We start from the raw sequence: 14656 nt of genomic DNA, 5'->3' as shown, positions 1-14656 counted from the left end.
ATGGTGGTCCGATGCTGCTCTCCGACCGCGACCTGGTCTCCGAGATCAAGGCCGGCACGCTGGGCCTGGAGCCGTTCGAGCCCACCCTGGTTCAACCTTCCAGCATCGACGTGCGGCTCGACCGGTTGTTCCGGGTCTTCAACAACCACCTCTACACACACATCGACCCGGCGATGCAGCAGGACGACCTGACCTCGGCGGTCGAGGTGCCCGACGGCGAGCCGTTCGTGCTGCACCCGGGGGAGTTCGTGCTCGCCTCGACGCTGGAGGTCATCTCGCTCGGTGACCAGCTCGCCGGCCGGCTGGAGGGGAAGAGCTCGCTGGGTCGCCTCGGGCTGCTCACGCACTCGACCGCCGGCTTCATCGACCCGGGTTTCTCCGGTCACGTGACGCTGGAGCTGTCCAACGTGGCTAACCTGCCGATCACCCTCTGGCCGGGCATGAAGATCGGGCAGCTCTGCATCTTCCGGCTGTCCTCGCCGGCCGAGCACCCGTACGGCTCGGTGGTCTACGGCTCGCGGTACCAGGGCCAGCGAGGGCCGACGCCGAGCCGCGCCTGGCAGCACTGGCGCACCTGGCCCACCCGCTGAACCGGTAACGACGAGGGCCCGCCGCGACGAATCGCGACGGGCCCTTCGGTCACCCTCGATCAGCCTGGGCGGCCATAGCTGTGGATCGGGCCGTCGTCGACCTTCTTCATCTTGACCGGTTGACCGGCCTGCGAGGCGTGCACCACCCAGCCGCCGCCGACGTACATGCCGACGTGGTGGATGTCGCTGTAGTAGAAGACCAGATCGCCGGGGCGCAGGTTGGCCCTGCTGACATCCTTGGTGGCGCGGCTCTGCGCGGCGGCATTGTGTGGCAGCGACACGCCGGCCTTCGCCCAGGCCGCCAGCATCAGACCGGAGCAGTCGTACGAGTTCGGACCCTCGGCACCCCAGACGTAGGGCTTGCCGATCTGGGCGCAGGCGAACTTGACCGCCGTGCCCGCGGCACCGCCGGGATAGCTGCCCGGGCACGGCGCCGGACGCAACGGGCCGCCGCCACCACTGCCGTACACCTTGAGACGCAGCTTCTGCAGCTTGTCGATCTCATCGTTGATCTGCTTCTTCTTCGCAGCCAACTGGGCCTCGGTGCGGGTCAGCTGGGCCACCATCTCGTCGAGTGGCGCCTTCTGCGCGGCCAGATCGTCGCGCAGATCCGCCACCTCGCGCACGTCCTGCTGCTGGTTGTGCGCGAAGCGGTCGAGCATCTCGAGCTGGCCAACAACCTCGCCGGGTGACCGGCTGCCCAGCACCGCATTGACGGTCGCGACGTTCTCGCCCTTGTACGCGCGCACGGCCAGGGCGCTGACCTTGTTCATCGCGGCGTCGACCTGACGCTCCAGCGGGGCGATCCGGGCGGCCACCGCGTCGGCCTGCTTGCGCTTCGCGGCGAGGTCGGCCCGGGTGGCGTTGTGCTGCTCGATGATCGGTTCGAGCTTGTTCCAGTCGGCGTCGATCTGGCGCTCGATCTCGGCGACGCTCGGGTCGGCGTGGGCCGCTGTGGCGCTGCCCGTCAGGACGACGGCGACGCCGATCAGTGCGGCGAGAGCGGTGGTGAAGCGGGAACTGCGTGGGCGCGGCACGATCGACGTCGGGCCGGCTGATGCCGGCCGCCCGGACGACGGCCGCGGGGCATGGAGTGCCACCGGGTTCCGTACTCCTTCTTCCTGACCGCCTACCGGGTTAGCTGACGGGTTCGGGCGGGAAGTCGGCGCCCTACCGCATTTGCTGCGGATTCACCCCGGGGGACCTGGGTCCCCGGTTCGTTCGGAAACGACTCGGCGGTGTCGGTCCGTTACCGCCCGGGTTGGGCGGAGCTGCTATCGGGCCGACGAATGACCAGAGTAGAGACGCCCGTTACCGATCCGCAACCCGCACGGCCGTGACACTCCGTACCGATCAGGGAGGGTCACTGCCCGTACGCGAAGATTTCTTTCTCGACGCGTCGAGACATGGAAAGGTATTGACGCGGACTCCCGGCCGGCGCGAAGGTGACCTCACCTTCATTCGTGGAATCTAGGGGGTTCGATGCACCATCCAACCCTGTCCGCCTGCCGGCGCACACTGCTCGCCGCCGCCGTGGTCGCCGCCGCGACCGCGGTACCGCTACCCGCCAGCGCGGCCGCCGCACCCACCGCCGACCGCCAGCAGCAGTACGCCGCCGCAGCGGCCGAATACGGCGTACCGACCGACGTGCTGCTCGGCGTCTCCTACCTGGAGTCCCGCTGGGACAGCAACGCCGGCACACCGAGCACCAGCGGCGGCTACGGCCCGATGCACCTGACTGACGCCCGACATGTGGCGGCTCTGCCGGTCGGCGGCCACCACGACGCCGGCACCGAGGACCCGCGCGGCGACGAATCCCGCCCCACGCTCGCACCCGCTCCCCGGCCGGCCGACGACCCCGCGCCGCCCGCCGCCGCGTTGCAGACCGTGGACGCCGCCGCGGCACTGACCGGTGCCGCTCCCGACGCACTACGCACCGACGCCGACGTCAACATCCGAGGCGGGGCGGCGCTGCTGGCCTCGTACCAGCGGGAGTTGGGCGCCCCCGTCGGTGCCGGCACCGACCCGGCCACCTGGTACGGCGCGGTGGCCCGCTACGCCGGCGCGGACAGTGCCGACGCCGCGGCGGCCTTCGCCGACGAGGTCTTCACCACCATCGGCACCGGCGAGTCGCGGGTGACCGACGACGGCCAGCGGATCACGCTGCCGGCCCGGGCGATCCGGCCCGAGCGTTCCTGGCTGGACCGGCTGGGCCTGCGCCGCCTCGCCCGCCCGGACGGGCTGGAGTGCCCCAGCACCATTTCCTGCGAATGGATTCCGGCGCCCTACGCGGCGTTCGGCGACGGGGACTACGGCAACCACGACCTCTCCGACCGGCCCGACCGGCAGAAGATCGAGTACATCGTCATCCACGACACCGAGGCGAGCTGGGCCACCACCCTGAAGCTCGTCCAGGACCCGACCTACGTGAGCTGGCACTACTCGCTGCGTTCCGTGGACGGGCACGTCGCCCAGCACGTGAAGACCAAGGACGTCGCCTGGCACGCCGGCAACTGGTACGTCAACGCCAAGTCGGTCGGGCTGGAGCACGAGGGCTTCGCGGCGCAGGGCACCTGGTACACCGAGGCGATGTATCGGACCTCGGCGAAGCTGGTCCGGCACCTCGCGCTGCGGCTGGGCATTCCGCTGGACCGCCAGCACATCATCGGCCACGACAACGTGCCCGGCACCACCGCAGCGACCGTACGCGGGATGCACTGGGACACCGGCCCGTACTGGGACTGGACGCACTACTTCGAGCTGCTGCACGCGCCACGGTTGGACACCGGCACCCCGGCCACCGGTCTGGTCCGGATCGACCCGGACTTCGCCACCAACCAGCCGGCGTTCATCGGCTGCGTCACCGCCGGTGTGCCCTGCGCGCCGCGCGGCTCGTCGGCGGTGGTGCTGCGCTCCGCACCGTCCGCGGACGCGCCACTGGTCAACGACATCGCGCTGCGCCCCGAAGGCACCCCGAACACGATGGAGGTGTCGGATCACGGCGCCCGGGCCTCCGCCGGCCAGACGTACGCGCTCGCCGGCCGCGAGGGTGACTGGACGGCCATCTGGTATCTCGGGCAGCGGGCGTGGTTCCACAACCCGGCGTCCGCGCCGACCGCCAGTTGGACCGTCGGCCTGGTGGCCACCCCGAAGCCGGGACGGGCCACCATCCCGGTGTACGGGCGGGCGTACCCGGAGCAGGCGGCCTACCCGGCCGGCGTGCCCTACCAGGCGATCTCGCCGCTGCAGTACACCCTGGCCGCCGGGCAGCGGTACGCCGTCGGCGCGGTGCTGGCCGGCGAGTACTACCGGGCCAGCACGGTCGACGGCTCCTCGCCCGGCGACTGGACGGTGATCCGCGGCAAGAACCGGTACGCGCAGATCCAGTTCGGCCACCGCATCATGTACGTCGACCTGGCCGACGTGCAGTTGCTGCCGTCCCCGCTGGGCGCGCCCCGCTGAGAAACCACGACGGCCCCCGGTCGGTGACCGGGGGCCGTCGTCGTGCCTGGGAGATCAGCCGGGTCTGCGGAACCCGGCGACCGGCATCGTGTTGATGCTCGACACCTGCACCGGTTTACCGGCTCGGGGAGCGTGCACCATCTGGTTGTTGCCCAGATACAGCCCGACATGACTCAGGCCGGAGAAGAAGAAGACCAGGTCACCGGGGCGGGCATCGGCTCGTGAGACGGCCTTGCCCTCGTTCCACTGGTCACCGGTGTGGTGGGTGAGGCTGATCCCGGCCGCCTTGTAGGCGTACTGGGTCAGCCCCGAGCAGTCGAACGAGTTCGGGCCGGTGGCACCCCAGACGTACGGCTTGCCGACCTTGCCGCAGGCGGTCCTGATCGCGGTACGGGCGGCCGCGCTCACCACCCCGTTGATGGTCGGGCAGGCCGCGGTCACGACCGTGGTCTTGGGCATCGACGCCTCGAGCTGCTTGATCTCGGCGTCGATCTGCTTCTTCTTGGCGGCCAGCTCGTTCTGCTGCCTGGTCTGGGTGACGATCAGCGCGTCGAGCTTCTGCTTCTCGCCGTCGTACTTGGCCCGCACGGCCAGCACACCCTCGACCTGCTTGCGCTCCTGCGCGGCCAGCCGGTCGAGGACGGTGAGCTGCTCGGTGAGCGTGTCCGGCTTGGCGCTGACCAGCAGCGCGCCGATGTCGTGCGACGGGCCCGACATGTAGTAGCGGGAGGCGAGGTCGCCGACCCGGTTGAGCGCCAGCTCGCTCTGCAGCGACAACGGCTCGATCTTCTTCTGCAGGTCCGTCGACTTCTGCCGATTGACCTTCAGCTGCGCCCTGACCTTGTTGTACTGCTCGATGGTGGGCTCCAACTGCTCCCACTTCTTGTCGATCTGCGCCTCGAGCTCGTCGACCGTGGGCGCGGCGTGTGCCGGCGCGGCCAGCAGACCGGCGCCAAGCGCCGCGGCGGCGACCAGGACGAGCAGACGGTGGGCAGCGCGGCGCAGGCCACCCGGCCGAGCAGACACTTTCAGGTCGTGACGATGAGGGGGCATGGTTGCCACCGGCACCGACTCCTTTGCAACCGACCGCCGGGCGCCTCGCGTGAGGGAAGGGCCGAGGCAGACGACCTACAGCGGTCGGTGCCTCACATTAGGGAAGGTCGGGACGGTTATCAAGGCGAGCGCCATCACCATCACTGTCGTGCAACCGCTTGCACACCAAGGGTATTCGCGCCTCACCCAACGATTGCGGTCAATACATCATCAAGAGTGACCACCCCGAGAGGGCGCCGGCCGTCGCTGACCAGCACCATGTGCCGCCGTTCGCGGCGCATGGCCAGCAGCAGGTCAGCCAGCGTACGCTCCGGCGGCACCACCGCCAGCGGCCGATAGACCTCCGCCGGCACCGGCGACCGGCGACCCTGCCCGGCGTACCCGAGCACGTCCTTGACGTGCACGAAACCGAGCACCCGACGGGTCGACCGCTGCACCACCGGAAAACGGGACCGGCCGGTCCGGGTCGCCAACACCTCCAACGACGCCGGCGAAACGTCCTCGGCCACCGTCACCACCGTCGACCACGGCTGCAACGCGTCCGCCGCGGTGCGGCTGTGCAGGGCCAGAGCACCGGTGATCCGAGCGTGCTGCTCCTCGTCGAGCAACCCCTCGGTGCGCGCCTGCGAGACCAGCCCGGCCAACTCCTCGGCGGTGAACACCGTCTTCACCGCCTCGGACGCCTCGATCCGCCACAACGCGAGCACCCGGCGGGCCGCCCACTTCATCGCGAGCAGCAGCGGCTTGGTGGCCACACAGAACGCCAGCATCGCCGGGCCGAGCCAGAGTGCGGAGACCTCCGGACCAGCCAGCGTGATGTTCTTCGGAACCATCTCACCGACGACCGTGTGCAGGAAGACCACCACGCCCAGGGCCAGCACGAACGCCACCGGGTGCACCGCCCGCTCGGGCAGGCCGGCCACGTGGAACGGCGGCTCCAGCAGGTGCGCCAACGCCGGCTCGGCGATCGCGCCCAGGCCCAGCGAGCAGACCGTGATGCCCAGTTGCGCGCCGGCGATCATCAACGGGATCTGGTTCATCGCCGACAACGCCCACCGGGCACGCTTCGACCCGGCGGCCAGCGGCTCGATCACCGTCCGGCGGGACGCGATGAGCGCGAACTCACTGCCCACGAAGAACCCGTTGCCGAGCAGCAACAGCACGGTCACCAGCAGCTCAGTCATCGTCGTCCGGCTCCGCCGGGCGCACCACCCGGACCTGCTCGATCCGGTGCCGCTCCACCTCCACCACGGTGAACTCCCAGCCGCCCGCCTCGACCGTCTCGCCGGCCAGCGGGATGTGCCCGAGCTGAGCCATCAGGAAGCCGGCCAGCGTCTCGTACGGCCCCTCGGGCAACCGGAAGCCGGTCTGCTCGGCCAACTCGTCGGAGCGGAGCACCCCGTCGACCAGCACGGTGCGCTCACCGCCGGGCACGGTCAGCTCGACCAGGCCGGCGTCGTCCACGCTCGCCGGATCGAACTCGTCGGCGATCTCCCCGACCAACTCCTCGACGAGGTCCTCGATCGTCACCACGCCGTCCGTGCCGCCGTACTCGTCGACGACGATGGCCAGGTCGGCCCCGGCCGCCTTCAACGCCGCCAGCACGCCGTCGAGGTTGAGGCTCTCCGGTACGTACACCGGCTCGCGGGCCACCGAACCGACCATGGTCGACGCCCGGTCGGCCAGCGGGACGCCCAGCGCGTCGGGCACACCGGCCACGCCGGTCACCAGGTCCACGGTCTCCTCGTACACCGGGAAGCGGGTCCGTCCGGTCTGCCGGGACTGCTCCAGCAACTCGGCCACGGTGGCCGTGACTCGCAGCGCGACCACGTCCACCCGGGGGGTCATCGCCTCGGCGGCCCGCTTGTCACCGAACCGGATGGTGCGGCGCAGCAGCATCGCGGTGTCGGTCGGCAACGCACCGGCCCGGGCCGAGATGGCCGCCAGCAGGCCCAGCTCCTCCGGCGAGCGGGCACTGGCCAACTCCTCCTGCGGTTCCACGCCGAGCGCCCGGACCAGTCGGTTCGCCGAGCCGTTCAAACCCCGGATCAACCAGCCGAACGTCCGGGAGAAGGTGTGCATCGGACCGGCCGTGGCGAGCGCCGCCGGCATGGGCCGGGCCAGCGCCGCGTTCTTCGGCACCAACTCACCGAAGAGCATGGAGAGCAGCGTGGCCAGGGCCAGCGCGAGGAACGGAGTGAACCGCTCGGTGGCGTCGGAGCCGATCGGGCGCAACAGCGGGGCGAAGAGCCGGGCCAGGGCCGGCTCGGCCAGGTAGCCGGTGAGCAGCGCGGTGATGGTGATCCCGAGCTGGGCACCCGAAAGCTGGAAGGAGAGTTCGCGCAGCGCCGTTCGTACCGTCAGAGCGGCCTGGTCGCCCGCGGCGGCCCGCCGGTCGATCTCCGCGCGGTCGACCGTGACCAAGGCGAACTCGGCCGCGACGAAGAACGCGTTGCCCGCGGTCAGCGCAACGAACCCGACCAGGGGCAACAGCGTCGTCAAGAGTAGGCCGTCGATGTCGCCTCACCTCGGCGAGATTCTTGCACGACGGCGGCGGCCCGCACCGGGCCGCCGCCGTCGTTGTTCACATTCCAGGTGTACGCGCTCAGCCGCCGATCGGCGCGGTCTCCTTGCTGCCCTGCGGCTGCTCCGGCTTCACCGAACGGAGCAGCACGCTCGCCACGTCGATCACCTCGACCTGCTCGCCGGCGCCCTTGCCGTTGACCCCGTCGCTGAGCATCGTCGAGCAGAAGGGGCAGCCGACCGCGACCGTCCTGGCCCCGGTGGCCATGGCCTCCTCGACCCGGTCCACGTTGATCCGCTTGCCGATCTTCTCTTCCATCCACATCCGGGCACCGCCGGCACCGCAGCAGAAGGAGCGCTCGCTGTTGCGCGGCATCTCGGTGAGCTCACCCGCTACGGAGTCACCAAGAACCTCGCGGGGAGCCGCGAAGATCCGGTTGTGCCGACCCAGGTAGCAGGGGTCGTGGTAGGTGACGCCGCCGTCGACGGGCTGCACCGGGACGAGCTTGCCGGTGGCGACCAGGTGGGCCAGCAGTTGGGTGTGGTGGACCACCTCGAACTCGCCGCCGAGCTGGCCGTACTCGTTGCCCAGGGTGTTGAAGCAGTGCGGGCAGGTCGCGACGATCTTGCGCTTGGCCTTCTCCCGGCCCTCGAACGCCTCGTTCAGCGTCTCGACGTTCTGCTGGGCGAGCATCTGGAAGACGAACTCGTTGCCGATCCGCCGCGCCGGGTCGCCGGAGCAGGTCTCGCCCTCGCCCAGGATCGCGAACTTCACGCCCGCCTCGTTGAGCAGCGTGGCCACCGCACGGGTGGTCTTCTTGGCCCGGTCCTCGAACGCACCGGCGCAGCCGACCCAGAACAGGTACTCGAAGTCGTCCACCTCGCCGACCCGGGGCACCTCGAAGTCCAGGCCCTTGGTCCAGTCCTCACGGGTGTTCTGCGGTGCGCCCCACGGGTTTCCCTTGTTCTCCAGGTTGCGCAGCATCACGCCGGCCTCGGAGGGGAAGCTCGACTCGATCAGCACCTGGTAGCGGCGCATGTCGACGATGTGGTCGACGTGCTCGATGTCCACCGGGCACTGCTCGACGCAGGCGCCGCAGGTGGTGCACGACCACAGCACGTCCGGGTCGATGATCCCGCCCTCCTCGGCGGTGCCGATCAGCGGGCGGTCGGCCTCGGCCAACGCCAGCACGTCCATGTGGGCGAGCTGCGCGGCGGTGGCCTTCTCCTCGCCGGTCAGGTCCTTGCCGCCACCGGCCAGCAGGTAGGGCGCCTTGGCGTACGCGTGGTCGCGCAGGCTCAGGATGAGCAGCTTCGGCGACAGCGGCTTGCCGGTGTTCCAGGCCGGGCACTGCGACTGGCAGCGACCGCACTCGGTGCAGGTGCTGAAGTCCAGCAGACCCTTCCAGCTGAACTGCTCGACCTGGGCGACGCCGAACTGGTCGGACTCCGGGTCGGCCTCCTCGAAGTCGAGCGGCTTGCCCTGGCTCGTCATCGGGCGCAGCGCACCGAGGCCGGAGCCGGCCGGCTTGGCCGGCTCACGCTTGAAGAAGATGTTGGGGAACGCCAGGAAGCGGTGCCAGGCGACACCCATGGTGACGTTCAGCGAGATGACGATCAGCCAGGTCATCGAGATGATGATCTTGATGATCGCGGCAACGCTCGTACCGTCCTGCCAGTCGGGCAGCACCGCGCCGACGGCGTGGCTGACCGGGGTGGCCCAGAACGGGTACTCGAAGTGGTCGGTGGCGACCTTGAAGCCGCGGATCACCAACCCGAAGATCAGGACCAGCAGCACGATCCACTCGACGAAGTAGCCCTGCCACATCGTCGAGCCGGTGAACCGGGACCGCCCGCCCGGCCGGGTCGGCCGGTTGCGCAGCCGGATCGCCATCAGCACCAGGATGCCGACCAGGCCCAGCACGGTGATGACCTCGGTGACCAGACCGAAGATCGTCCAGTGCCCGATGATCGGCAGCCCGCCGGTCGGGGTGACCACCTCGAAGTACGCCTCGAGCACCAGCAGCGACAGCACGATGAAGCCGACCATCACGAACCAGTGCGCGGCGCCCACCACGCCCCACTTGAGCATCCGGGTGTGGCCGGCGGTCTCCACCAGCATGGTCCTGGCGCGAGCGACCTTGTCGGTGAAGCGTTCCGGTGCGGGCTGCCCGAGCCGGATGACTGCCACCATCTTCAGGACCGCACGCACCGCAAGCCACACCGCCACGGCGGTGATGGCGGCCGCGAGGATCGTGGTGACGATCTGGACGCTGCCCATCGAGTTGGCCTCCCCGGTCTGCTGCCTGATGACCTCGCTCTGCTCGGTCATGCAGTGCAGCCTACGCGAAGGTTACCCAGCAGTAACGTGAGTCATCTCGCAGTAGGCCACGCTGCCTGCGCACACCATAGGGGCCCCCGCCCGATCCTGCCGGGCAGGGGCTCGACGGGGTGACGTAGCACCGCCGATGCGACGGTCCGCTCGCGTCAGCGCCAGCGGGAGAGCAACGCCAGCGAGGCGACCATCGCGCCGAAGCCGACGGCGAGGTTCCAGTAGCCCCAGGCCATGACCGGGTACTCCTGCTCGGACAGGTAGTAGAGCACCAGCCAGCCGATCCCGACGACGATCAAGGCGACCGCGGTGACCGGCAACCACACCGGGCTAGGCTTGCGCGACGACGCCGTCGTCGTCGGACGGACGTCCGTCGGCGGGGTGTACACCTTCTTCTTACGGACCTGAGACTTGGGCACGGCGCTCTCCAGAGGGGTGACGACCTCGTCCGGCCTGACAACCGGGCGCGGGGGCGACGGTCCATGGCCAATAATGTTCGAGAGCTAGCGTAGTCCCGATTGGCCGCCCGGACCACGAATGGGGTCAGGCCGGTGCACGGAGTGACCGAAACAGGCGGGACTGTTCGCATCACCGGCCCGGCCGGCACGGACCGATCCCTGACACGCGGAAGGAACGCTCGGTGGAGTACACATCCGGCGCAACCTCCTGGCAGAAGGTCCTCCGACGGGCCGCCGCCGGGCTGCTGCCCCGGCGACCGCGTCAACGCCGACCGGGCTGGTCGATCGGGGTGCCCCTGATCGCCGCCGCGGCAGGGCTGCTCTTCACCACCAGCGCGACCACCGCCGACGGCACCGCTCTGCGCGAGGACCGACGGCCCCAGCTCAACCAACTCATCGAGGACCGGCGCGAGCAGGTGGCCGCGAGCGAACGCCGCGCCGCCACCCTCCGCGGCGAGGTCGAGCAACGGACCGACACGCTGGCCGACTCGGACGCCCCGATCAAGGATCAGCAGGAGCGCGCCCAGGGCAGCCTCCAGACCGCCGGGTTCACCGCCCTCGGCGGGCCCGGAGTCACGGTCGAGCTGAACGACGCGCCCCAACTTGACCGGACCCAGTCGGACGCCAGCAACGACGACCTGGTGGTGCATCAGGCGGACGTGCAGGCAGTGGTCAACGCGCTCTGGGCCGGCAGAGCGGAGGCCATGTCAATCATGAACGTCCGCGTGCTCACGACCAGCGCGGTACGCTGCGTCGGTAACACCCTGCTGCTTCATGGCCGGGTGTACTCCCCACCGTTCAAGATCGTGGCAATCGGCGATCCCGCTGCCCTTCAGCAGGCCCTCGCCAGCTCTGAGGGAGTCCGGTTGTTCAAGGACGCGGTCGACGACTACCAGCTCGGTTACGAGGAGACGGCCTCCACGGTGCGAGTTCCCGCATTCGAAGACTCGACCGCCCTCCGCTCCGCGAAGGTGCTCAAGTGAGCGGCCCGGACGAGCGTCGCGACGGACGGCACCGGGACCAGACCGACGATCCGACCGCATTCCTGCCCAAGGTCGACCGGCCTGAGCCGGCACCTGGTCGGTCGAGCCCGGCCGGCAACTGGCCCGAGCCGGTGCTGCCCGCCCGTCCCGGTGCGTCGCGCCCGCCAGCCACGCCGGAGCCTCCGCGCACCGCCGACCCGACCCACACCCCGGGCCGCCCGGGTGGCGACGCCCCACCGCCGTGGCCGGGCAACCCGGCCGCGCCCGGGGCCGCGTCCACCCGACCGGCAGCGTCCAGTCGGCCGCCAGCCACCGGCGACACGCCGGGCGCCACCCCGACCCCTTCGGGTACGCCCGGTGGGATGCCGACCCGGCCGGCGACCTCCGGCACGCCGAGTCAGCCGGCCGGTCCTCCGACGCCGCCGCTTGCTGACTCGCCGACCGCGTTCATCCCCCAGATCGCCGCCCGGCCCACCCGGCCGACCGGCTCCCCGGCCGCTCCGGTCTCACCGGCCGCCCCCCACGCCGTGCCGGCGACCGGGCAGGACAGCCTCTCTCCGGCCGGGCCCGGCCGTGTCCCTCCCACTGCGCCGGGCGCTGGCCCTCCCAGTGGGCCGGACCGGGTCGCCGACCCTGCCGCCACCGCGTTGATTCCGGCCGTGCCCGCCACACCCACCACCCGGCCGCCAACCATGGACTCGACCGCGCTGATGGGTGCCGTCCCCCGCTCGGCGGTCCCCGACGGGCCGACCGGTGGCGGCGACAACCCCGCCGAGCCTCCTCGGCCGAGGCGCGGTGAGCGGGTGGTCCAACTCCGGCCGCACCAGACCGGCGAGGGCTACAAGAGCGTCTACTCCGAGCTCACCCGCCCGTCGCTCGGCTCCCGGCTGCGCACCGGCATCCGCGTCACCGGCGAGGTCCTGATCACCTTTGGCCTGGTGGTGCTGCTCTTCGCCGGCTACGAGGTCTGGGGCAAGTCGGCCATCGTCGACGCCCACCAGAACGACCTCAACAACCAGCTGAACCAGGCCTGGGGCCCGACCGACGACCCGACGGTCGCCCCGACGGCGGCCGGCCCGAGCGTCAAACCGTCGCCACCGGTACGCGGCAAGCCGCTCGCAGGCCTCCACATCCCCAAGCTCGACAAGAACTGGGTCGTGGTCGAGGGAGTCACCCAGGCCGACATCCGCTACGCCCCGGGCCACTACCCGGCCAGCGCACTGCCCGGCCAGGTCGGCAACTTCTCGGTCGCCGGCCACCGCAACCGGGCCACCTTCTGGCGGCTGGACGAGCTCGACGAGGGCGACGCGATCGTGGTCGAGAGCAAGACCGACTGGTACGTCTACCGGGTGTCGCGGTCACGGATCGTCAAGCCGACCCAGGTCGAAGTGGTGGCGCCGGTGCCCGGCGAACCGGACAAGAAGCCGACCAAGCGGATGCTCACCCTGACCACGTGCAACCCGAAGTTCGACAACTACCAGCGTCTGATCATCCACGCCGAGCTGGACCGCAGCCAACCCAAGTCGGCGGGCCGCCCGGCCGAGCTGGGAGGCTGACCCGATGTACGCGTTCATCTGGCGCAAGCTGCCGTTCGGCCTGGCCGGAAAGCTGATCGGCTCGGTGCTTCTGGTGGCCGCCACGGTGGCCCTGCTCTGGTATGTCGCCTTCCCGTGGGCCGAGCCGCTGCTGCCGTTCGACGACGTGCAGGTCGAGTCCGGTGTCCCCGCAGAGCCGGGCGACGGCGGCCCGGTGACCGGGGAGACCCCGGCGGGCGATGAGCACGAGCTGCCGTACGACACCGACCAGAACAACCCCGCGCCGTCCTCCCCGAGCAGGTGACCATGCGCGTCCTGGTGATCGACAACTACGACTCGTTCGTCTTCAACCTCGTGCAATATCTGGGCCAACTCGGCGTGGACTGCGAGGTCCGCCGCAACGATGAGATCGACATCGCCGAGGTGGGCAAGGTTGGCGCCGCCGGCATCCTGCTCTCACCGGGGCCGGGCAGCCCCGACCGGGCCGGCATCTGTCTGGACGTCATCCGGAAGTACGCGGGCGAGTTGCCGATCTTCGGCGTCTGCCTCGGCCACCAGGCGATCGGCGAGGCTTTCGGGGCGACCGTGACGCGGGCCCCCGAGCTGCTGCACGGCAAGACCTCCGAGGTACGGCACAACGCGGTCGGTGTGCTCGCCGGCCTGCCCGATCCGTTCACCGCCACCCGGTACCACTCGCTCGCGGTGTTGCCCGAGACGCTTCCGGACGAGCTGGAGGTCACCGGTTGGACCGGCTCCGGCGTGGTGATGGCGATGCGGCACCGGACGCTGCCCATCGAGGGCGTCCAGTTCCACCCGGAGTCGGTGCTGACCGAGGGCGGCCACCTGATGTTGGCCAACTGGCTGGCCAGTTGCGGTCACCAGGAGGCGCTGGAGCGCGCACCCGCGCTCGCCGCCGAGGTCGACGCCCGTCGCCGGGCCGCCTTCGCCACCACCTGAGGCCCCGCCGCTCGTTCACCGGTCCCAGGGACGGCACGCCGCCGGATCAGCCCCGCAGCGCGTCCTGAACCGCCGGATCCGCAGGCGAGCGGACGGCCGGCGCGCGGTCCCGGACCGCGTCCAACGCCGCTTTGCCACTGGCGAAGTAGTCCCGGACGGACTTCTCGGCGAGCAGGAAGGACCCGCAACCGTCGCAGCGTGCGGTGACTCCGTCGACGTCGAGGCCCAGATGCCGGCACAACGTCACCGCTCGCGACAGGTGGTAGGACTGGGTCACGATCAGGGCCCGCTCGACGCCGTACACCTCGCGCGCTCGGGCGCAGCTGTCGTACGTGTCCAGGCCGAACGGGTCGGATACCACCCGACGTGCGTCGACGCCAAGCTTGGTGAGGTACGACGTCATGACCGCCGGCTCGTCACCTGACGTGCCACCACCATCGCCCGACACGAGCACGACCTTGGCCCGCCCGCTCGTCACCAACTCGGCGGCGGTCTCCAGGCGGCCGGCCAGCCGGTCCCCCGGCCGTTGCCGATCAGCCGCCACGGCCGTGCCGAGAACGATCACCACTTCGGCGGCCGGAGCTTCGGCCTCGGCGTACACGTGACCGCGGGCGGTGAGCGTCGTCCACAGCCACGGAAGACTGACGAGCAGCAGCACGACGGCACCCAGGATGGCCACGCGCCTGAGGCGTCGAGGCGGTCGGCTCACCACCGACTCGACACCGGTAGCTTCCGCGTCACTCATACCGAGGTCCGGGACCGG

The 14656-nt window shown here is 70.5% G+C and carries 13 protein-coding genes and 1 riboswitch; of the genes, 6 read left to right on the top strand and 7 right to left on the bottom strand.

Annotation, left to right across the window (positions count from 1 at the left end; all coding sequences use genetic code 11):
- Positions 1-11 precede the first annotated feature (11 nt).
- Entirely contained in the window at positions 12-590 is a 579-nt protein-coding gene (dcd, locus tag JOD64_RS14715; protein ID WP_030332009.1) for a dCTP deaminase, read from the top strand.
- Between the two features lie 59 nt (positions 591-649).
- Here the strand turns inward: dcd and JOD64_RS33775 are convergent, their stop codons facing one another.
- Positions 650-1690 carry a C40 family peptidase gene (locus JOD64_RS33775; RefSeq protein WP_204942749.1) on the bottom strand — a complete coding sequence of 347 codons (1041 nt, stop codon included), beginning with the start codon at positions 1688-1690 and terminating at the stop codon, positions 650-652.
- A gap of 12 nt (positions 1691-1702) precedes the next feature.
- Positions 1703-1838: riboswitch (cyclic di-AMP (ydaO/yuaA leader) on the bottom strand.
- Positions 1839-2072: 234 nt separating this feature from the next.
- Between JOD64_RS33775 and JOD64_RS14705 the strand changes: the two genes are divergently transcribed.
- The gene (locus JOD64_RS14705; protein ID WP_204942748.1) at positions 2073-4052 is read left to right on the top strand and encodes an N-acetylmuramoyl-L-alanine amidase; all 1980 of its coding nucleotides are present in this window, start codon (positions 2073-2075) and stop codon (positions 4050-4052) included.
- A gap of 54 nt (positions 4053-4106) precedes the next feature.
- On the opposite strand, the gene JOD64_RS14700 is transcribed toward JOD64_RS14705, so the two are convergent.
- The 5 genes from JOD64_RS14700 to JOD64_RS14680 form a co-directional block, all read right to left on the bottom strand.
- Complete coding sequence (locus JOD64_RS14700; protein WP_204942747.1) at positions 4107-5120, bottom strand: C40 family peptidase; 1014 nt, start codon at positions 5118-5120, stop codon at positions 4107-4109.
- Positions 5121-5287: 167 nt separating this feature from the next.
- Positions 5288-6289 carry a hemolysin family protein gene (locus JOD64_RS14695; protein ID WP_204942746.1) on the bottom strand — a complete coding sequence of 334 codons (1002 nt, stop codon included), beginning with the start codon at positions 6287-6289 and terminating at the stop codon, positions 5288-5290.
- Positions 6282-7607 carry a hemolysin family protein gene (locus tag JOD64_RS14690; RefSeq protein WP_239559519.1) on the bottom strand — a complete coding sequence of 442 codons (1326 nt, stop codon included), beginning with the start codon at positions 7605-7607 and terminating at the stop codon, positions 6282-6284. The genes JOD64_RS14695 and JOD64_RS14690 overlap by 8 nt, the downstream gene beginning before the upstream one ends.
- Positions 7608-7710: 103 nt before the next feature.
- Positions 7711-9909, bottom strand: a complete 2199-nt coding sequence (locus JOD64_RS14685) for a (Fe-S)-binding protein (RefSeq protein WP_204946063.1) — start codon at positions 9907-9909, stop codon at positions 7711-7713.
- Between the two features lie 206 nt (positions 9910-10115).
- Entirely contained in the window at positions 10116-10379 is a 264-nt protein-coding gene (locus JOD64_RS14680; RefSeq protein WP_030331997.1) for a cell division protein CrgA, read from the bottom strand.
- 221 nt (positions 10380-10600) lie between these two features.
- On the opposite strand from JOD64_RS14680, the gene JOD64_RS14675 reads away from it, so the two are divergent.
- Genes JOD64_RS14675 through JOD64_RS14660 form a run of 4 tightly spaced genes read left to right on the top strand, consistent with a single transcriptional unit; the run spans position 10601 to position 13893 of the window.
- The gene (locus JOD64_RS14675; protein ID WP_204942745.1) at positions 10601-11401 is read left to right on the top strand and encodes a DUF881 domain-containing protein; all 801 of its coding nucleotides are present in this window, start codon (positions 10601-10603) and stop codon (positions 11399-11401) included.
- Complete coding sequence (locus tag JOD64_RS14670) at positions 11398-12957, top strand: class E sortase (RefSeq protein ID WP_204942744.1); 1560 nt, start codon at positions 11398-11400, stop codon at positions 12955-12957. Before JOD64_RS14675 ends, JOD64_RS14670 begins: the two co-directional genes overlap by 4 nt.
- Positions 12958-12961: 4 nt before the next feature.
- Positions 12962-13240 carry a hypothetical protein gene (locus tag JOD64_RS14665; protein WP_204942743.1) on the top strand — a complete coding sequence of 93 codons (279 nt, stop codon included), beginning with the start codon at positions 12962-12964 and terminating at the stop codon, positions 13238-13240.
- Between the two features lie 2 nt (positions 13241-13242).
- The gene (locus JOD64_RS14660) at positions 13243-13893 is read left to right on the top strand and encodes an aminodeoxychorismate/anthranilate synthase component II (RefSeq protein WP_204942742.1); all 651 of its coding nucleotides are present in this window, start codon (positions 13243-13245) and stop codon (positions 13891-13893) included.
- 46 nt (positions 13894-13939) lie between these two features.
- Here JOD64_RS14660 and JOD64_RS14655 read toward each other — a convergent pair whose 3' ends face one another.
- On the bottom strand, positions 13940-14572 hold the full coding sequence (locus JOD64_RS14655; protein WP_307813407.1) for a SanA/YdcF family protein: 633 nt from the start codon (positions 14570-14572) through the stop codon (positions 13940-13942).
- Positions 14573-14656: the final 84 nt, after the last annotated feature.

This window comes from Micromonospora luteifusca (assembly GCF_016907275.1).
Classification (GTDB): Bacteria; Actinomycetota; Actinomycetes; order Mycobacteriales; family Micromonosporaceae; genus Micromonospora; species Micromonospora luteifusca.
This window is presented reverse-complemented; position numbering and strand designations above follow the sequence as displayed.